The following is an 18,485-nucleotide window of genomic DNA, read 5'->3' as shown; positions in this document are numbered from 1 at the left end:
GGGATCAGGCCGCCTGCGTGATGCCTGCCGGGTTGTGGAAAGCCGACAACAGCTGGGCTTCCTTCGCCTTCGCCGAAGCGAGATGGCGTTCCTTCACATGGCCGTAACCGCGGATGTCTTCCGGGATGCTGGCGATCGCCACGGCCTGCGCCAGGTTCTCGTTCGACAGCTTCGGCAGCAGGTTCGAAACGGTCTCGCGATACTGGCCAATCAGGGCGCGTTCAAGCTTGCGCTCGGCGCTGTAACCGAACACGTCGAACGGAGTGCCGCGCAAACCCTTCAGTTTCGCCAGCACGCCGAAGGCCCCCATCATCCACGAACCATATTCCTGCTTGATCGCGCGGCCTTCCTTGTCGTGTTTGGCCAGCAGCGGCGGCGCCAGATGGTACTTGATGCGGATGTCGCCTTCGAACATGTTCGCGATCTTTTCCTTGAACGCCGGATCGGTGTGCAGGCGCGCCACTTCGTACTCGTCTTTATACGCCATCAGCTTGTAGAAATAGCGGGCCACGGCTTCGGTCAGGCGCGTGGATTGTCCCAGCTTCGCTTCCTCGGCGCGGACCTGGTCCACAAACGATTTGTACTGGGCCGCATACGCCGCGTTCTGGTACGCGCTCAAGAGTTCGATGCGGCGCTTGACCAGTTCATCCAGGGTCTGGGCGCGCTTGAACTCGACCACCCTGGCGGGCGTCGTCAGTTTTTTCACCGCTGCCAGGTCGTGGGCGGCGCTGCGGCCCCAGTTGAAGGCGGCCTTGTTGAAGGGCACCGAGACGCCATTGAGTTCGATGGCCTTCATCAGGGACGCTTCCCGCAAAGGCACACGGCCTTTCTGGAAGGCGTAACCGAGCATGAACATATTGGTCGCGATCGCGTCGCCCATCAGGGTCGTCGCCATCTGGCCGGCGTCGACGAAATCCACATTGTCCGCACCGCAGGCGAGCTGGATGGCGGCGCGCGAGCCTTCGGCCGGGAATTGCCATTCCGGGTTCTTGACGAAGGCCGCCGTGGTCGAGCCGGTACCGTTGACGGCGGCCCAGGTGCGGCCTTCGCCCATGCGGGAGAGCGCATCGCGGCTGGCGACGACGATCTGGTCGCAGCCGATCACGAGGTCGGCGCTGCCGGTGCCGACGCGGGTCGAGTGCAGGTCGGACTGCTGCTGTGCGATTCGCACGTGCGACATGACCGGCCCGCCCTTCTGGGCCAGGCCGCTCTGGTCGAGCACGATCGCGCCTTTGCCCTCGACGTGGGCGGCGACGGCCAGGATCTGGCCGACGGTGACGACACCGGTGCCGCCGACGCCCGCCACCAGGATGCCGAACGGAGAATCGATCTGCGGCACGACCGGTTCAGGAAGCGGTGGCGGCGCATTGTCGGTGGCGACAGCGGCTTTCTTTGGCTTTTTGAGGCCGCCGCCTTCCACCGTCACGAACGATGGGCAGAAGCCGGAGACGCACGAAAAATCCTTGTTGCACGAGGACTGGTTGATCTGGCGCTTGCGCCCCAGTTCCGTTTCCAGCGGCTCGACCGACAGGCAGTTCGACTGCACCGAGCAGTCGCCGCAGCCTTCGCACACGGCCTCGTTGATGACGGCGCGTTTGGCAGGGTCGGGGAATTCGCCTTTTTTCCGGCGGCGGCGCTTTTCCGACGCACAGGTCTGGTCGTAGATCACGGCCGTCACGCCCGGCATCTCGCGCAGCGCTTTTTGCACGTCCATCAGTTCGGAACGGTGGCGTACGGTGACGCCGGCCGCCCAGGCGTAATCGCTCGGGTATTTTTCCGGTTCGTCGGTGACGACGATGATCGGGCCCACACCTTCGGCCGCGATCTGGCGGCTGATCATGCCCGGATCGAGCGGACCGTCGACGTTCTGGCCGCCGGTCATGGCGACCGCATCGTTGTACAGGATTTTGTAGGTGATGTTCACCCTGGCCGCCACCGCCGCGCGGATCGCCAGGATGCCCGAGTGGAAATAGGTGCCGTCGCCCAGGTTCACGAACACGTGCTTTTCGCTGGTGAATGGCGACTGGCCGATCCAGGTCGTGCCTTCGGCGCCCATGTGGGTGAACGTCGAGGTTTCGCGGTCCATCCACAGCACCATGTAGTGGCAGCCGATGCCGGCCATCGCGCGCGAGCCTTCCGGCACCTTGGTCGAACTGTTGTGCGGGCAGCCCGAGCAGAAGTAGGGGATGCGGTCGGTTTCCGGGTTCGCCTTGGCCGGGATGTTTTTCAGCACCAGCTCTTTGTTTTCCAAAAAGGCGATGCGTTCTTTCACACGTTCGGCGACCGGGTGACCGGCGCAGTAGTGCGAGATGCGCGACGCAATGGCGCGCGCGATCTGCGCCGGATTCAGCTCATAGGTCGCCGGCAGCAGCCAGTCGCCGTGGCCGCTGCCGTTTTTATTGTGCCATTCGCCGGTGTCGTCGAACTTGCCGACCACGCGCGGACGTTCTGCGTCGGGCAGGTTATACAGCTCTTCCTTCAGCGCGTATTCCATTACCTGGCGCTTTTCTTCGACGACCAGGATTTCATCGAGGCCGCGCGCGAATTCGTGCACGCCTTCCGATTCGAGCGGCCAGGTCATGCCGACTTTATACAGGCGCAGGCCGATGTCGCGCGCCGCCTGTTCGTCGATGCCGAGGTCGGCCAGCGCCTGGCGCGTGTCGACATAGCTTTTGCCGGCGGTGATGATGCCGATCTTCGGCTGCGGGCTGTCCCAGATGATTTTATTGAGTTTGTTGGCACGCGCATAGGCCAGCGCCGCGTACCATTTATAGTTGTTCATCCGGACTTCCTGGTCCAGCACGGCGTCCGGCCAGCGGATGTTCAGGCCGCCTTCAGGCAGCTCGACATCGGTCGGCAGCGTGATCTGGACGCGGTCCGGATCGAGGTCGACCACGGCGCCCGATTCGATGATGTCGGTGACGCACTTCATCGACACCCACAGGCCCGTGTAGCGGCTCATGGCCCAGGCGTGCAATCCAAAATCGATGTATTCCTGCACCGACGATGGGTAGAGTACCGGGATGCCGCAGGCGGTCAGGATGTGGTCCGACTGGTGCGCGGTGGACGAGGATTTCGCCGCATGGTCGTCGCCGGCCAGCACCAGCACGCCGCCGTGTTTCGCGGAGCCGGCGTTGTTGCCGTGTTTGAACACGTCGCCGCAACGGTCGACGCCCGGGCCCTTGCCGTACCACATGGCGAACACGCCGTCGTAATTCGCGTCCTTGTACAGATTCGTTTGCTGGGTGCCCCAGACGGCGGTCGCCGCCAGGTCTTCGTTCATGCCCGGGTGAAATTTGACGTGGTGCGCCTCGAGGTGTTTTTTCGCCTTCATCGCGGTCTGGTCGACGGCGGTGACGGGCGAACCGCGGTAGCCGGTGATGTAGCCGGCGGTGTTCAGGCTCGCCTTGACGTCGCGCTCGCGCTGCAGCATCGGCAGGCGGATCAGGGCCTGGGTGCCGGTCATGAAGGCGCGGCCGCGCTCGAGCGTCCACTTGTCGTCGAGCGTGATCTCGTGCTCCGGACGGGATGGCTCGAGCTGCGAGCGGTCGAGGGGTGCGTTCATTGGCTTGTCTCCGTTGGGGGTTGTGCACGACCGATGCGGGGAGTCCCCCGCATCGGTATGCATCCTTCGAGCGCGTGAAAAAATCGCCATGGCTGCGTTGCATCGTCTCGCCGTACTCACGTACTGTCGTCGACGCTGCGCCTTGCCCTGACAATTTTTTCACACGCTCTTCATATGTGCGGCGCATGGTTTGTTTTTGTTCGCCGCGACGGAGATGTCTCCTCCGTAATTCGGGACAGTATAGTCTTGTGGACCCGGCATTAAATACCAATCAATTCCCCCCAATTCGCCAGTTGCGCAATAAAATTGCGGATCTGCTCAGCGCTGGGGAAATTTATGTCAAAGGTAGAATTGGACAAAACCGACCGCAAGATCCTGGAGATCTTGCAGGCCGACGGCCGCTTGTCGAACCAGGATGTCGCCGAGCGCGTGAACCTGTCGCCGTCTCCCTGCCTGCGCCGCATCAAGCGCCTGGAGGAAGCCGGGGTCATTCGCCAGTACGTGGCGCTGGTCGACCCGGACAAGATCGGCCTGGGGCTGCTGGCATATGTGAATGTGCGTCTGGAAAAGCACAGCGAGGGACCGGCGAATTCGCGCGTGCCGGCGACCTCGCCGCGCTTCGAGTTTGCCCAAGCGGTGGCGGCCTGGCCGGAAGTCGTGGCCTGCTATGCGATGACGGGAGACATGGATTTCCTGCTGCGCGTACATGTCGAGGACATGGACCATTTTTCGCGTTTCATGATGGCGACCTTATTGCGTCATCCGTCGGTGCTGGATGTGAAGTCGAGTTTTGCGCTGCAGAGGATCAAGGAGACGACGGCCTTGCCGATCGGGGAGACGGTACGCTGAATGTTGGCCCCCGTTTGCATGCTTACGTGGGGCTGTTGCCTGTTCTGGTATTGGTGTGCTTGATCCGCGTGGGCTCGAGAGCCCACCCTACGGTCGACGCTCCGGACTGACGGTGGCATACACCGTCCACCTCACCGTTTGCGGGGCATGAACCACTTCATCGCGGCGCGGGCGTTGGCTTTCACCGTGTAATCGATCGCCGCGAACTGCTCTTCCCACGCTTCGCGCATCACGCTGCCGGGACTCGGCGGCGGCAAGTGCAGATACGCGTCGGCCTCGCCGTATTCGCGCTTGATCTCCATACCCGCCTTTTTCGCGATGTGCATCATCGTGCGGTTGCTCGACAGGCACTGCATGTACAGGGTGTCGATATCGCTATTGCGGCAGTGGATCGCGGCGCGCTCGAACAGGCGCGAACCGACGCCCTGCCCGCGCGCCGACTTCGAGACCGAGACGCCGAATTCGGCCACGCGCTCCTTGTCCGTCGTGCCGGCACGGCCTGGCTGCGGCGTCAAAAAGGCCAGGTGGCCGACGCCGACCAGGTGAAACCCGCGGCTGACCACGCCGAACACGATGTCGCGATTGAAATCGATCTTGTCCACATAGGCGTGGATCTGCTCGTCCGGCAGCACGGTGCCAAAGCGCAGCAGGCGGTCGGCCTCATCCAGCGCCAGGAAATGCCTGAGCATGCGGCGGCGGTCGTGCTTGCCGAGTGCCTTGACCAGCACCGACGGGCGCGCGCTGGTGCCGGCCAGGCTGGCCAACCAGTTGCGTAGCGAATTGTCAGGCATGCGGGAATCCGTCTGTTTTTGTGCACTGCACCATCAGGATATTGTAGCCCAATGGCGCCGGGTGCGTCGCGACGGATGTGTGCGCTTCAAGGCAGGCCGGGCGGGGCCTCGCCGGCCCAGTGCGCGTTCGGGCTGATGATGAAGGTGCCCTTGCCGGCCTGCTTGGCGGCGTACATCGCCTTGTCGGCGTCGGCCAGCAGGGCCGCCGCGCCCCACTCGGCCCCGGCGCGGCCGCGGGCGCTGGCCACGCCGATGCTGGCGGAAATCGAGACCGGGTTGCCGTCGGCTTCCCTGATGCCTTCGATCTGGTCGAGCACCAGGCGCGCGATTCGCAGCGCGCCCTCGGGCGTGCCGACGCCTTCCAGCATGACGACGAATTCGTCGCCGCCCAGGCGCGCCAGGATGTCTTCGGCGCGCAGTACTTTTTGCACGCGGCGGGCGACCAGCTGCAGCACCAGGTCGCCGGTCGCGTGGCCCCAGGTATCGTTCACGCCTTTAAAACCGTCGAGGTCGATGAACATCGCCACCACCACGCTGTCGCGCCGGGCCGCGCGCACCAGGGCCAGTTCCAGCAGGCGCGTGAGCTGGCCGTAGTTCACCAGGCCGGTCAGGCTGTCGTGCTGGGCCAGGCGCGCCAGCTTGCTGGACTGTTCCTCCAGTTCGGCGGTGCGCTCGGCGACGCGATGCTCGAGGGTGTCGTTGGCGCTTGTGAGGCGCCGGTTGACGTCGTTGATGATGCGGTAGCTGCGGCGCAGGCGCCAGCCGGCGTAGGCGAGCAAACCGAGCAGCAGGATCGAATAGGCGAACAGGAAGCCGCGGTAGCGCTGGCGCTCGAGCACCTCGGCCTGGAAGGAGCGGTCCAGTTCGCGCCCCAGGCGGGCCATCGCCTCTCCCGTGCCGAGCGCGGCGATCTGCGCTTCGACCTCGTTTTCGCGCGGGCGGTTGGCCAGGATGGTGCGGGTATCGCGCGCCAGGGCGTCGATCTGCTCGTTCACGGCCAGCGAAAAGCGCTCTTTCTGCGCCTCGATTTGCGCCAGGTTGCCTTCGATGCGGCGCGCCAGCCCGGGGCCCGGCGCGAGGTTGTAGCGCAGGGTGTCGGCCAATAAATCGTTCAGCAGCGCGTCCAGGCGTACCACCACGGGTCCGGGCGCCAGCGCGCCTTCGATACCGCCGAGTTCCGTTTTGAGGTCTGCCAGCGCCGGCGGCAGCGACAGCAGGGCCGCCCGCAGCGGGGGATTCAGGGTGCGGAACTGCGCGACCAGGGCGGCCTTGCTGCGCAGCGAGGCGACCAACGCCGCATGTGCCTGGCGCGCAGCGCGCCCGTGCGTCATCGGCAACGCCTCGCCCAGGCGAGCGGTCAGCTCGTCGATCTGCGGCAGCGGCGCGGCCAGCTGGACATCCGCGACGTTGCTGCCGATGTGGGCGCGCAGCAAATTCGTATCCCAGGCGGCATCGACCTGCTGCAGTTCGTGCAGGTCGAACATCACGCGGTTCTGGGTGTCGACGTCGACGCCGGTAGTGCGGGTGTAGAGGAAGGCCAGCAAGGCGACCAGGGCCAGCGCCGCCGTCACGCCATAGCGCAGGCGCTGGCGCGGCCCCATCGCCTCCAGCCGCCCCATCAGCACGGCAAACACCCGGTCGGTCTGTTGTAACAATCGGCTCATGATGCGAGGAGCATAGCAAACCCGCCTCCCCTACCATCGCACATGTACGTCTTGTAACAATTACGTCCAGAGACGGGCGAAGATCCAGCCGTTCATCGCGGCATTGAAGGCGGCGTGCGCCGCGATCGCCGGCAGGATCGAGCCGCCGCGCCGGCGCAGCCAGGCGAACAGCAGCGACAGCGCGAACATCTGCGCCACCCACAAGGCGCCCGAGAGCGGCAGCAGGCGCAAGCCGCCGGCGCCCAGCACGATGCCGTGGTGGCACAGGTGCACCAGCGCGAACAGGCCCGCTTCCATGACGGTCGCCCGGGTCCGGCCATGGCGGTCTTCCAGCACCTTCTGCAGGAAGCCGCGATAAAAAATCTCTTCGCCGATCGGGCTGAACAGGCAGGCGGGAATCGTGAACGTGAGGTACAGGCGCAGGGTGCTCCAGCCGGCGCTCGGCTGCAGCTGGTAATTGCGCGCGACGCTGACGAACCAGTGTTCAGGACCGGCGCCGTACAGGGCGGCGCCCAACAGGTAGCAGAACGTGGCGGCCAGCGCGCCGAGCAGCAGGCCAAGCGGCACCCAGGCCCCATCGCGCGGGCGCTGCAGGCCGATCTGGCGCCGGCCCTCCCGGCTCAGCACCATCCAGGGCAAGGCGGCCATGGCGATGCACATGACCACGAACAGGCCGCGCCAACTGGCCGGGCCGAACATGGCCGCGGCGCGGCCGGCGGACGAGGCCAGCACGAAGGCCAGCGTCAGGCCGGCGATGCCGAAGGGTAGCGCGCGCCAAAAGGGTTTGACGTCGATCCGGTGCATGCGCTGGCCCGTTGGGTTGAAAACCCGACTATATGGGGATGGGGTAGCGCCGTCCAGTCATGGTGCATATCAGGGCTGCATCTTTGCGCGCCCGGCGCTATAGATCCACTGCGACACGGCGGCCACCCGCGCGCGGTGGACCGCTTCGGGAATGCGCTCCTTGTTCTCGCCGCAGCCTGCCGCCACTTCGCCGGCGTTCACCGCGCGGGCCGCCGCGAGTGCACCGAGCAAATATGGCCGCTGCGGATAGGCGCGCGTGCGCATTTCGTGGGCCGCATCGCCGCGCCCGCGCGCGTCGCATTCGGCGGCCCGCAGCATGTCGGCGAAGCGCTCCGGTTTACGGAAGGCGTCGCAGCGCTCGAACAGGGTAACAACCGTGTTCGGGCGCAGCTCGAAGGCGCGCGCGACGTTGCCATGCTCGCGCGCCGTCATCAGGGCCAGGTCGCGGCAGTCATTCGGCACTTTTAAACGCTTGCAGACGGCGCCGATGAGTTTCGCGCCCATGCCTTCGTGGCCGTGGTGGGCCGGCCATTTATCCGGCGGCGTGATGCCCTTGCCGAGGTCGTGCATGAGGGCGGCGAAGCGCACCGCCAGCGTGTGCTTCTGTTCGGCAGCATAGTCGATCACCAGCATCATGTGGACACCCGTGTCCACTTCGGGATGGTGCAGCGGCGGCTGCGGCACGCCCCACAAGACGTCGAGCTCGGGCATGATGCGCGCCAGCGCGCCGCAGTCGCGCAGCACCGCCAGCATGCGCGAGGGGTGTGCTTCCATCAGGCCGCGCGCCAGTTCCTGCCAGACGCGCTCGGGCACGAGGGCGTCGACCTCGCCCTCCTCCACCATTTTTTTCATCAGAGACAAGGTTTCGTCGGCGACCCGGAATTCCGGGAAGCGCGCGGCAAAACGCGCCAGGCGCAGGATGCGCACCGGGTCTTCGGCGAATGCTTCCGATACGTGCCGGAAGATCCGCGCGGCGAGATCGCGCCGGCCGCCGTAGGGGTCGACGATCGAGCCATCCTCGCCCAGCGCCATGGCGTTGATCGTCAAATCGCGCCTGATCAGATCGTCTTCGAGCGTGACGTCGGGAGACGTGTGGAACACGAAGCCGTGGTAGCCGGGTGCGGTCTTGCGCTCGGTGCGCGCCAGTGCGTACTCTTCCTGGGTCTCGGGATGCAGGAACACGGGAAAATCTTTGCCGACGGGGCGGAAGCCGGCTGCCAGCATGGCATCCGGCGTGGCGCCGACGACGACGTGGTCGCGGTCCTGCACGGGCAAGCCAAGCAGCTCGTCGCGCACGGCGCCGCCGACGACGTAGATCTGCATCGTCATGCGCGCGGCAAGTCGGCGTCGTGCAGTGGCGTGAGGTCGGACTCCGCCATCGCCTCGGCCACCCAGCGCGCTACGGCCGGATGGGCCAGCATGCGGTCGCAATAGCCTTGCAGCGCCGGGGCCAGGGCCACGCCGTAGGTTTTAAAACGCATCACGACCGGCGCATAGAAGGCATCGGCGATCGAAAAGTCGCCGAACAGGAAGCCGCGGTGGCCGAAGCGCGACAGGCACTCTTCCCAGATCTCGCAGATGCGGCCGATGTCGGCCTGGGCGCCCGGCGTGCGGCCGCGTCCCGGCAAGGATGCCTGGATGTTCATCGACATGTCGTTGCGCAGCGAACTAAAACCCGAATGCATCTCGCAGGCGATCGAACGCGCCAGCGCGCGCGCGGCCACGTCCTGCGGCCACATGTGTTTATCCGGGAACTGCTCGGCCAGGTATTCGCAGATGGCGAGGCTGTCCCAGATCGTTATTTCTCCGGCCAGCAGCACGGGCACGCGGCCGGCGTGCGAATAGGCGGCGATTTTCGCGGCGGTGTCCGGCTGGTCGAGCAGCAGGCGCACTTCGGTAAACGGAATGTTGAACGCGACCGCCGCCACCCAGGGCCGCATCGACCAGGACGAGATGTTCTTGTTGCCGATGACCAGCGTCAGGCCGGGTTTGCGCGCATTGTCGAGCGTCGTCGAGAGGGTCGGGTCGAGTTCCGTGGTCTGCATGGCGTTCCTGATGAGAGGTGCGTGGTTAGCGTCCGGCGCGGGTGCGCAGGCGGTCGAGCGGTTCGCTGGGCGCCAGGTAGTGCGGCGCGACCGCTTCGAGCGGGGTGAGCTTGATTCCCAGCGCGGCCGCTGTCAAGTCCTGGATGGCCGGATCGACCACGTTGTCGACGCTCATCGAGTCGAGGTTGTCGCGCGTGAGGATGGGCTCGCCCGGCAGCAGCTCGAACATCTGCGCCTGCAGCCGCGCCAGCGACAGCGGCAGCTCGATGATCGGCCGTTCGCAACCGGCATAGCGGCCGGCCAGGCGCACCAGCTCGGCCAGGGTGTAGATGTTCGGCCCGCCCAGCTGGTAGACCTGGTGCGATGCATGTGCATCGCCCAGCGCATGCAGGAAGGCGGTGGCGACGTCGCCGACATAGACCGGCTGGAAGGCGGCCGAGGCGCAGGCCAGCGGCACGAACGGCAAACGGCGCTGCAGTTTCGCGAACATGGTCAGGAAATGATCGCCCGGACCGAACACGACCGACGGCCGGAAAATGGTCGCCGCCACTTCCGGATGGCTGCGCGCGGCCAGCTCGCCGTCGGCCTTCGAGCGGCTGTACATCGACGGCCCGTCGACGTTGGCGCCGAGCGCGCTCATGTGCAGGTAGCGGGGCACGCCCATGGCGCGGCAGGCATCGACGATGCGCTGCGGCAGCTCGACATGGGCACGCCGGAACTCGGGACCGTAGGGGTGGGCGCGGCTGGCGTGCAGGATGCCGACCAGGTTGATGGCGGCCGTGCGGCCTTCGAGCAGGCGGCGCAGCGTGGCGTCGTCGTGGATGTTCGCCTCGACCACGTCGACGCCGGGCAAGGTGGTCAGGTGGCGCGCCACCTCGACGTGGCGCGTGGGCACCAGGGCCGGGATGCTTTCCTGCGCCAGCAGCGCAAGCAGGTGACTGCCGATGAAACCGGAACCGCCAAATACCACCACATTGGGGTTGCGCATGGGGTCCTCATCAAGATTTCATCGGGTTACGTCAGGGCAGCCCGGCGCCCCCGGTACGCGGGGTGATCGTACCGAGGCGCGCTTTCAGCGACTGCGGGCGCTTTTCGAACAGAGCCGCGTAGTTGGTAGCGTTCGACATCACATTACGCACATAGGTTCGGGTTTCGGAGAACGGAATCGTCTCCACGAACACCGCCCCTTCCATCGGAGCGTCGAGCAGGCCGCGCCAGGTGCGCGAGCGCGCCGGGCCGGCATTGTAGGCGGCCGTCGCCAGCACCTGCGAGCCGCCGTTATTCTCGAGCACCATGTTCATGTAGTTGGCGCCGAGCGTGATATTCGTCCGTAAATCGCTGAGCATGCTGTGCACGAAATCGGTCAGCCCGATCTTTGCCGCCACCCATTTTCCGGTGGCCGGCATCACCTGCATCAGGCCCGCCGCGCCGACGCCGGAGCGGGCGTCGGAAATAAAACGCGATTCCTGGCGGATCAGGCCATACACCCAGGCGGTGTCGAGCGACAGGCTCTTCGCGGTGGGCTGCAGGATGTCGTTGTGCGGCGCCGGGAAGCGCTGGTTGTAGTCGAGTTCGATGCGGGTGCGCAGCGAGGTCTCGACCATGCGGTCGAGCAGGTCGTTGCGGCGCGCGTACTCGGCCGCGGCCAGCAACTGGCGTTCGTTCATCGTGCGCGTTGCCCAGTTCCATTCGCGGTTGCCCTCGGGCCGCAGGCGCAATTCATAAAATTTCATGGCCTGGCGCACGGCCGGCAACTGGGCCACCTGGTTGACCTCGAACGGCGTCACCGCTGCCGCGCTCGGTGGAATCGTCACGAGTTCGCCCAGCTCTTCCATGGCCAGCTGGCCATAAAAATTGTTCTGGGTGGCGATGCGGCGGTACAGGGCATCGGCATCCTCGCGCCGGCCCCCGTTCGCGTAGGCCCGGCCGAGCCAGTAGACCCAGCCCGATTCGTCGCGCAGCGGAGAAGGCATCGCGTCGATGGTGGCGGCAACTTGCTTCCAGTCGCCGCGGCGCAGGGCGATACGGGCTTTCCATTCGCGCTGGAAGTTCGTCAGCGGCGCGCCTTCGGCACGGCGCCAGTATTCGGCCGCGTCCGGCGCCAGCACGAGCGAGGCCGCCAGCGCCACATTCGCCCAGCCGATCGCACGTTCCTCGTTCGAGAGCTTGCTGCTGTTTTTGTCGAGGGCGATGGTCGCCAGTTTCAGGCTGGTACGGGCCATGCGTCCCAGCGCCACCAGATAGATTTCGTGTTCGGCGCGGGTGCTGCCGATGCCGCGCGCCATGGCGACCGCCGGCACGTCGACCGCCTGCGCGGCGCGCGTGTCGGACGCACCCAGCAGCAGCGCGATGCGGCGCGATGGCCCGGTGGCGGTCATTTCTCCGGCCAGGCGCAGCTGCGCCAGCAATTCGTCCTGGCCCAGCTGGCCGGCCTGCGCCAGTTGCGCCATCAGGGCGGCGCAGCCTTCGCCGTAGGCCGGCGGATTGACCAGCAAGCCGCGCGCTTCGTCGATGACGCGTTCGCCGCGCGCGGCGCGCGCCAGCAAGGCGTAGCAGCGCACTTGTACGTCGTCGCTGCGCGCCGCTTGCGCCAGTTCCCGGTCAAAATTGTTCCAGTCGCGGGCGCGCCCGAGTTCGAGCAGCCAGTCGTTGCGCAGGCGCTCGGCCACGGCCGAACCCTGGTGCCGATCCAGCACGGCGCGGATCTCGTCGGCGCTCGCCTCGCGCAGGCGCGGTTTCAGGCGATAATAGTCGACGTAGGCAGCCAGGACGTAATTCGGCAGGCGCGAGGCGAGCGCGTTGGCGCGGGCGCTGTCGTTCTGGCGCGCCGCTTCGCGCAGCAGCAGGAAAGTGTCGTCCTCGGCGCGCGAACTCTCGTTGGCGGGCGCGCCCCCGGGGGCTGCGGGAACGGTGGCGGCGCCCGGCACCGGAGGCACCGTGGGCACATTGGCCGGGGGCGCCTCGGCCAGGACGCAGGCACTGGCGGCGGCGAGGACGGCGCCGGCTAAGATTTTCTTCGGAAGCAAAAACACAGCGTGTAAACCCTTCATCGAACCATGACCGGCAAATCAAGAATACCATGCGCATCCATTGCGCGACCAGAGCGCAAGGCTGGCGAGACGGGGCTGGATGGGGGCGATCGGCCCGCGTCCAGCATCCCGGCAGCGAGTGGGGACAGCAGCGGAACGGCGTGCAATGCGCCCGCTTCGGAGACGGCGCAAAAAGATGCGCCAAAACAACAAACGACGACGAGCGAGACGCTGTCCGGCGACGCGGCCGAGCAAGCCAAAGCGGCCAAGGCGGCGCTGCGGCGCCACCTGAAGGCCGAGCGCGCCAGCCTCGACGGCCCCGGCAAGCGCGAGCGCGACCGCCGCATCGGCGAACAGGTATTGGCCTGGTGGCGCCGCACGCGCCCGCCCCTGCTGGCCGTCTACTGGCCCCTGAGCGGCGAGCCGGACCTATCGGAAACCTACCAGATGCTGGCGCGGGAGGGCGCGGCGCTGGCGCTGCCGGTCGTCGTGCGGCGCCATGCGGCGCTGGCGTTTGCCGCCTGGACGCCGGGCGAAGCGATGGTCACTGATTCGATGGGCGTCGCGGTGCCGGCCGACCTGCGCACGGTCGAGCGTCCGCCGGCGCTGCTCGTGCCTTGCCTCGGATTCAACGAGGATCGCTACCGGCTCGGCTACGGTGGCGGCTTTTATGACCGCACGCTGGCACCGTCACCACGGCCGTGCACGCTGGGCATCGCGTACGCCTGCCAGCAAGTGCCGTTCGGCGCCGACGAGCACGATGTGCCGCTCGACACGGTCATTACCGAGCACACCGGCCAGGTTTGAGCGTTTCAGCGATTGCCGTGCATGCCGGCACGCTTGTCGTTTTTCCACCATATCCTTCCCTGACCTGTTGATTTTCCCCAAGGCGAGTTAGCCGAAACGCGACCTACACTTGCACCTTTGCAACAACGAAGTGTCGTGCAAAGGCGTCGCGTTGCTGTACGCGAATCGGAAAACCAACAGGTATAAGCATGCATAAAATTGCTGGAACGGCCGTGAAGTCGGGAGTGCTCGCGCTTGCGTTGGCATTGGGCGGATGTGGCGGCGGCGGCGGTGGCAATGGGTCGACCGCCGTCGACCCGCCGGCCGCCCAGCGCGCGGTGCAGGGAACCGCGGCGAAAGGCCTGATCAAAGGTGCGAAAGTCGGCGCCTATGCACTCGACGCCCAGGGCGTACGCGCCACCGCGGCGCTGGCGACAGCCGCTACCGGCACCGACGGCACCTACAAAATGCAGGTTCCCGCTGCAGTGCTGTCCTTCGTGATCGAAGTGAGCGCAGCGCCAGGCGCCATGATGGCCGACGAAGTGAGCGGCACGGACCTTGCCTTCCCCACGGACATGAAGCTGCGCAACGTCGTGACGTTGGCCGCGAATGCCGGCGCCACCTATGAGGGCAGCGTGTCGCCGCTGACCGAAATGGTGGCGCGTACGGCAGAAACTGCCGATGGCAAGCTGCCGCCACAGGCTGTCGCGCAAGCCAAGGCCAGCGTGCGCACCTTGCTGGGCTTCGACCCCGAGACCGTCAAACCGGTCAATTCGAACAGTCCGGCCGCCGCAAACGCCAGCGAGGACGAGAAGAACCAGAGCCTGGCCCTTGCCGCGATCTCGAAGATGGCCAGCACGGCCAGCGCCGACTGCGGGCAAAGCACCCCCGGCGAACGCATTTCCTGTGTGGTCACCAGGCTGGCGTCCTCGGTCGTCGTCAAGGACGGCCAGCCGACGCTGGAACAGAACCGTCTTGCCCAGTTTCGCGATGCAATCCAGGCGGTCGCCCAGGACAAGAACATCAACCGTACCGGCAAGGACAAGGTGGTCGGCATCCCGGTGCTGACGCCTGCGCCTACCCCGACCACGCCGCCGGTGGGAACGGCGCCGACGCCGCTCGAAGCGACGAAGGCTCTGTTCGGCAGCCTGCGCACCAACCTGCGTTCGCTCAGGGAAGGCGACGCGTTGCGCGCTACTGCCGATGCGCTCAAGGCCGACCTGAACGGTACCGTCGCCCCGCTTGGCAACGATATCAGTGGCCTGGCATCGCTTGCGGCCACCGGGATCGACGTGCTCGACAGCATCCGTGACGGTGCGTCCTACTCGCCCCAGATCGAAGTGCGCAACAACCATGTGCGCAATTCCCCGGCCTTGTCCGCCTCGATCGCAAATGGCACCGGTTATTGCGAGATCGTGGCGAATCCACTTGGCATGACCTGCACCGTCGTCCAGAACAACTATCTGCCGGGCAGCCACGCTGCTTGTTGCAATACCGGCACCCGGGTCTACGCGACGCGCGTCTTCAGGCTCGAGTCGAAAGAAGGTAGCACAAGCGATTACCACTACACAGCATCGCTGAGGAAGGCCACGGTCCAGTATCAAGGGGCGTCCACGGTCGGTACGCCGGTCACGGAAGCAATCGGCGACGCGTACAGCGGCGACATCACCTATGCGCGCACCGACCGTTCGGTGATGCAACTGGCAGTCAACGGCCGCCTGCCGGGCCGCCTCAACGCCAGCGGTACGCTCGACAGCGATTATGAAGATTGGTCGCTCAATGTGGTGCGCACCGAGGAGCCCTCCGGCACGTCCCTCTACCAGCTCGGCGGCCGATTCAGCGCCATCCGCGCAGGCGAGCCTGCAGGCACGGTCGTGATCGAGGATACCTCGTTCGTGCGCCTGGCATTCCTGCCGAGCGGCTATATCGCCTCGAGCAGCGCCAATGCGCTGGAAGTCACCCTGCGCGGCGTCGTGGGCGGCACCACGGTCAGCGGCACCCTGCGCACCTCGGACGGCAGGCAGGACAAGAACAATGCGAACCTGATGCCGACCAGGCTGTCGTTCGAGGGCTCGCTCGCGCACCTGGACGAGACTGTGTTCACCGGCAATGTCGCCCTGACCCTCAACGGCTACGAGAACTTCGACGCCTCTGCTGCCGAGTCCGGGACGAACTTCATCGGCAGCACCCTCGAAATCGGCGGTGCGCTGACGGTACCGAACCGTCCCACGCTGAGCCTGACGCTCGGCGCCACCAGCACCGCAATCGACGCCGCCGACCTCAGCGCGCAGTACCGTGATGGCAACTCGGTGATCAATGCCAGCGTGACCGCCAGGCCAGGCGAGCGCGATCCACTGGTGAAGATTTCGAGCGCCGACGGCGTGGCGTTCGCGTTCACCAAAACGACTGGTCCGGTGGAGGTGACCAAGGACGGCGCGGTCACTGCCCTGCTCGACCTGGGCAAAGGGATCATCACCTACAGCGACGGCAGTTTTGAATCGTTGCAGTAATCCGGACCCAACGAGTCCCCAGGCCTGGCGCAGTGCGCCAGGCTTTTTATCCCAGCGACTATGCGATCAATTTTGTTAACGGGCGCGCTCGCCTGCGGTGCAGCCTGCGCCCAAACGACGGCAGCACCGGCGACCGATGGCTGGAGCGTGTATTCCGATGTCTCGGCCTGGCAGGCCAGCGATGCGGTGCCGATCAGCCAGATCGACGATCAGTGGACAGCATATTCGCCGCGTGCCGGCCGCAATACTGCACTCATGCGCAGCCGGGCTGCCGTCGGCGTCGAGAAAAACCGCTGGCGCCTGGGCCTTGAACTGCGCCAGGACGCTTATCTGAGCACGGACCGCGAGAGCCTCGATACGTTCTTCATGTATCAGCAGAAGAAAAAGCCTGCGCCGCCCGCCAGCCTGGCGCTGCAGGCCCGGTATTTTTCCTGGCAGGCGCGAGGGGTGCGCATCGGGTATGCCTTCGACGGCCCGCGCATCGGCGCGCGCGCCAGTTCCATCGAGATCAGTGGCGCCGTGTACGGCAGGCAGCGGCTGCGCGAACGCAGCCTGAGCGGTACGCTGGCCTACCCGCAAACGGGAACGTATGGTGTCGCCGCCCCCTACACCGATGCCAACAGCCGCATGACCTATCCGTTCATGGGAGACGCGCCGGGCGCCTCCGGGGCCGGACTGTCGCTGGCGGCCACGCTGCCGCTGCTTGACGCCTGGACCCTGCGCCTGCGGGCCGACGATCTCGCCAGCCGCCTGCGCTGGAAAAACCTGCCGCTCATTACCGAAACGCTCAGCTCGGATGTCAGGTCCTACGATGAACACGGAAATGTCACCTACCGGCCCCTGCTCAGCGGCAGCAGGCGCCAGGAAGACCGCAATGTCAGGATCCCGCGCTATACCGCGGCCACGCTCGACTACAGGAGTGGAAACTGGGGCGCCGGCGTGCAGCTCGCACGCTACGCGGGCGAGACGGTTCCGACCTTCACGCTGTCGCGCCAGCTCGGTTGGCTGACGCTGCGCGCGAATGTCGAGACACGGTTCGACAGCGCCGGTATCGGCGTGGAAGCCGGCAATTTCCGTTTGATGCTGCAGTCCGATGCCTTCAGGCTGGACGAGGCGAAGACCCGCTCGCTCCAGCTGGATTACCGCGCGGAATTTTAAGTGCGCCGGCTCCGATCACCTTGTGGCGACCGGAGCGGCGGTGCTGGCCTTACACCAGGCGTTGCCAGATGGCGGTGGTCGCCACCGCCTGGTTCATGCTGTAGAAATGCAGGCCAGGCGCCCCGCCCGCGAGCAGGCGTTCGCACAGGCTGGTCACCACGTCGAGGCCGAAAGCCTTGATCGACGCGCTGTCGTCGCCGAAGCTGGCCAGTTTCAGGCGCACCCAGCGCGGGATCTCGGCGCCGCACATGTCGGAAAAACGCATCAGCTGCGTGTAGTTCGTGATCGGCATGATGCCGGCCACGATCGGGATCTCGATGCCCAGTTTGCGTGCATTGTCGACGAATTGAAAGTAGGCGTCGGCATTGTAGAAATACTGGGTGATCGCGGCATTCGCTCCTGCCTTGACCTTGCGCTCGAAGTTCAACAAATCGTCTTGCGGCGAACGGGCTTGCGGATGCACTTCCGGATAGGCCGCGACCTCGATCTGGAACCAGTCGCCGGTCTCCGCACGGATGAACTCAACGAGTTCGTTCGCATAACGCAGTTCGCCCGCACCGCCGTAACCGCTCGGCAAGTCGCCGCGCAGCGCGACCAGGCGGTGGATGCCGTGATCCTTGAATTGCTGGAGGATGGCGCGGATCGATTCGCGGGTGGCGCCGATACACGACAGGTGCGGTGCGGCCAGGTGGCCGTCCGCCATGATGTCGAGCACGGTGTCGAGGGTACCCTGCTGGGTGGAGCCGCCGGCGCCGAACGTGACCGAAAAATACTTCGGATTCAGTTCGGCCAGTTTGCGGCGCGTGACGCGCAGCTTTTCCGCGCCTTCAAGCGTCTTCGGCGGGAAAAACTCGATGCTGAAATTATGGGTTTCCATCTTTATTCAGGAGCAAGGTAGAAAGCGCCCACGAAATCACGCTGTACAGGATGGCTGCCAGGAAGGCTGACCAGAAGCCCGCCACCTCGAAACCCTCGACCCAATGCGACACCAGCCAGAACAGCACAGCATTGATGACCAGGATAAACAGCCCCATCGACAGCAGCGTGACAGGCAAAGTCAACAACACCAGCACAGGCCGGATCAAGGTATTGACCAGGCCCAGCACGAGAGCGGCGATCAGGGCGGTGCCGACATTGCTGACGGACACGGAATGCATGAGGTAAGGCAGGGCCATCAAGGCGGCGGCATTGATCAGCCAGGTCAGGATCAGGCGCATGTTCAGCTTTCGTGGGCGTTTTCTTGTTATGTGGCACCTACGGACGCGCCTGCGTCCGTAGGGGTCT

The 18,485-nt window shown here is 65.7% G+C and carries 14 protein-coding genes; 4 read left to right on the top strand and 10 right to left on the bottom strand.

Annotated features, from left to right (window positions below):
- Positions 1 to 4 precede the first annotated feature (4 nt).
- A complete protein-coding gene (locus AC1MEM_RS04960; RefSeq protein WP_499475716.1) occupies positions 5 to 3,565 on the bottom strand; it encodes an indolepyruvate ferredoxin oxidoreductase family protein in 3,561 nt (1,186 codons plus the stop codon).
- A 336-nt stretch (positions 3,566 to 3,901) separates the two neighbouring features.
- Between AC1MEM_RS04960 and AC1MEM_RS04955 the strand changes: the two genes are divergently transcribed.
- Positions 3,902 to 4,414, top strand: coding sequence for an Lrp/AsnC family transcriptional regulator (locus tag AC1MEM_RS04955; RefSeq protein ID WP_499475715.1), 513 nt, complete (start codon positions 3,902 to 3,904; stop codon positions 4,412 to 4,414).
- Between the two features lie 131 nt (positions 4,415 to 4,545).
- Here the strand turns inward: AC1MEM_RS04955 and AC1MEM_RS04950 are convergent, their stop codons facing one another.
- The 7 genes from AC1MEM_RS04950 to AC1MEM_RS04920 all read right to left on the bottom strand — a co-directional run bounded on the left by AC1MEM_RS04950 (position 4,546) and on the right by AC1MEM_RS04920 (position 12,744).
- Positions 4,546 to 5,205 carry a GNAT family N-acetyltransferase gene (locus AC1MEM_RS04950; RefSeq protein ID WP_499475714.1) on the bottom strand — a complete coding sequence of 220 codons (660 nt, stop codon included), beginning with the start codon at positions 5,203 to 5,205 and terminating at the stop codon, positions 4,546 to 4,548.
- Positions 5,206 to 5,291: 86 nt separating this feature from the next.
- The gene (locus tag AC1MEM_RS04945) at positions 5,292 to 6,869 is read right to left on the bottom strand and encodes a DAHL domain-containing protein (protein WP_499475713.1); all 1,578 of its coding nucleotides are present in this window, start codon (positions 6,867 to 6,869) and stop codon (positions 5,292 to 5,294) included.
- 60 nt (positions 6,870 to 6,929) lie between these two features.
- The gene (locus tag AC1MEM_RS04940) at positions 6,930 to 7,673 is read right to left on the bottom strand and encodes a CPBP family intramembrane glutamic endopeptidase (protein ID WP_499475711.1); all 744 of its coding nucleotides are present in this window, start codon (positions 7,671 to 7,673) and stop codon (positions 6,930 to 6,932) included.
- 69 nt (positions 7,674 to 7,742) lie between these two features.
- Positions 7,743 to 8,996, bottom strand: a complete 1,254-nt coding sequence (locus AC1MEM_RS04935; protein WP_499477568.1) for a multifunctional CCA addition/repair protein — start codon at positions 8,994 to 8,996, stop codon at positions 7,743 to 7,745.
- 2 nt (positions 8,997 to 8,998) lie between these two features.
- Positions 8,999 to 9,718 carry a glutathione S-transferase family protein gene (locus AC1MEM_RS04930; RefSeq protein ID WP_499475710.1) on the bottom strand — a complete coding sequence of 240 codons (720 nt, stop codon included), beginning with the start codon at positions 9,716 to 9,718 and terminating at the stop codon, positions 8,999 to 9,001.
- Positions 9,719 to 9,743: 25 nt separating this feature from the next.
- On the bottom strand, positions 9,744 to 10,706 hold the full coding sequence (locus AC1MEM_RS04925) for a complex I NDUFA9 subunit family protein (protein ID WP_499475709.1): 963 nt from the start codon (positions 10,704 to 10,706) through the stop codon (positions 9,744 to 9,746).
- 31 nt (positions 10,707 to 10,737) lie between these two features.
- The gene (locus AC1MEM_RS04920) at positions 10,738 to 12,744 is read right to left on the bottom strand and encodes a lytic transglycosylase domain-containing protein (RefSeq protein WP_499475707.1); all 2,007 of its coding nucleotides are present in this window, start codon (positions 12,742 to 12,744) and stop codon (positions 10,738 to 10,740) included.
- A 30-nt stretch (positions 12,745 to 12,774) separates the two neighbouring features.
- On the opposite strand from AC1MEM_RS04920, the gene AC1MEM_RS04915 reads away from it, so the two are divergent.
- The 3 genes from AC1MEM_RS04915 to AC1MEM_RS04905 all read left to right on the top strand — a co-directional run bounded on the left by AC1MEM_RS04915 (position 12,775) and on the right by AC1MEM_RS04905 (position 17,201).
- Positions 12,775 to 13,554, top strand: coding sequence for a 5-formyltetrahydrofolate cyclo-ligase (locus AC1MEM_RS04915; RefSeq protein WP_499475705.1), 780 nt, complete (start codon positions 12,775 to 12,777; stop codon positions 13,552 to 13,554).
- Positions 13,555 to 13,742: 188 nt separating this feature from the next.
- Positions 13,743 to 16,043: a hypothetical protein gene (locus AC1MEM_RS04910; RefSeq protein ID WP_499475704.1), complete on the top strand. Its 2,301-nt coding sequence runs from the start codon at positions 13,743 to 13,745 to the stop codon at positions 16,041 to 16,043.
- Positions 16,044 to 16,103: 60 nt separating this feature from the next.
- On the top strand, positions 16,104 to 17,201 hold the full coding sequence (locus AC1MEM_RS04905) for a hypothetical protein (protein WP_499475702.1): 1,098 nt from the start codon (positions 16,104 to 16,106) through the stop codon (positions 17,199 to 17,201).
- 49 nt (positions 17,202 to 17,250) lie between these two features.
- On the opposite strand, the gene metF is transcribed toward AC1MEM_RS04905, so the two are convergent.
- Positions 17,251 to 18,078: a methylenetetrahydrofolate reductase [NAD(P)H] gene (metF, locus tag AC1MEM_RS04900; RefSeq protein WP_499475701.1), complete on the bottom strand. Its 828-nt coding sequence runs from the start codon at positions 18,076 to 18,078 to the stop codon at positions 17,251 to 17,253.
- Positions 18,065 to 18,418: a phage holin family protein gene (locus tag AC1MEM_RS04895; RefSeq protein WP_499475700.1), complete on the bottom strand. Its 354-nt coding sequence runs from the start codon at positions 18,416 to 18,418 to the stop codon at positions 18,065 to 18,067. Before AC1MEM_RS04895 ends, metF begins: the two co-directional genes overlap by 14 nt.
- Positions 18,419 to 18,485 lie beyond the last annotated feature (67 nt).

The organism is Telluria sp. AIW5, assembly GCF_056680575.1.
This window is presented reverse-complemented; position numbering and strand designations above follow the sequence as displayed.

Bases quoted from the DNA above. Each gene is read 5' to 3' on its own strand.
- AC1MEM_RS04935 (WP_499477568.1), bottom strand. From the start codon at position 8,996: ATGCAGATCTACGTCGTCGGCGGCGCCGTGCGCGACGAGCTGCTTGGC.
- AC1MEM_RS04930 (WP_499475710.1), bottom strand. From the start codon at position 9,718: ATGCAGACCACGGAACTCGACCCGACCCTCTCGACGACGCTCGACAAT.
- AC1MEM_RS04955 (WP_499475715.1), top strand. From the start codon at position 3,902: ATGTCAAAGGTAGAATTGGACAAAACCGACCGCAAGATCCTGGAGATC.
- AC1MEM_RS04940 (WP_499475711.1), bottom strand. From the start codon at position 7,673: ATGCACCGGATCGACGTCAAACCCTTTTGGCGCGCGCTACCCTTCGGC.
- AC1MEM_RS04895 (WP_499475700.1), bottom strand. From the start codon at position 18,418: ATGCGCCTGATCCTGACCTGGCTGATCAATGCCGCCGCCTTGATGGCC.
- AC1MEM_RS04925 (WP_499475709.1), bottom strand. From the start codon at position 10,706: ATGCGCAACCCCAATGTGGTGGTATTTGGCGGTTCCGGTTTCATCGGC.
- AC1MEM_RS04915 (WP_499475705.1), top strand. From the start codon at position 12,775: ATGACCGGCAAATCAAGAATACCATGCGCATCCATTGCGCGACCAGAG.
- AC1MEM_RS04950 (WP_499475714.1), bottom strand. From the start codon at position 5,205: ATGCCTGACAATTCGCTACGCAACTGGTTGGCCAGCCTGGCCGGCACC.
- AC1MEM_RS04905 (WP_499475702.1), top strand. From the start codon at position 16,104: ATGCGATCAATTTTGTTAACGGGCGCGCTCGCCTGCGGTGCAGCCTGC.
- metF (WP_499475701.1), bottom strand. From the start codon at position 18,078: ATGGAAACCCATAATTTCAGCATCGAGTTTTTCCCGCCGAAGACGCTT.
- AC1MEM_RS04910 (WP_499475704.1), top strand. From the start codon at position 13,743: ATGCATAAAATTGCTGGAACGGCCGTGAAGTCGGGAGTGCTCGCGCTT.
- AC1MEM_RS04960 (WP_499475716.1), bottom strand. From the start codon at position 3,565: ATGAACGCACCCCTCGACCGCTCGCAGCTCGAGCCATCCCGTCCGGAG.
- AC1MEM_RS04945 (WP_499475713.1), bottom strand. From the start codon at position 6,869: ATGAGCCGATTGTTACAACAGACCGACCGGGTGTTTGCCGTGCTGATG.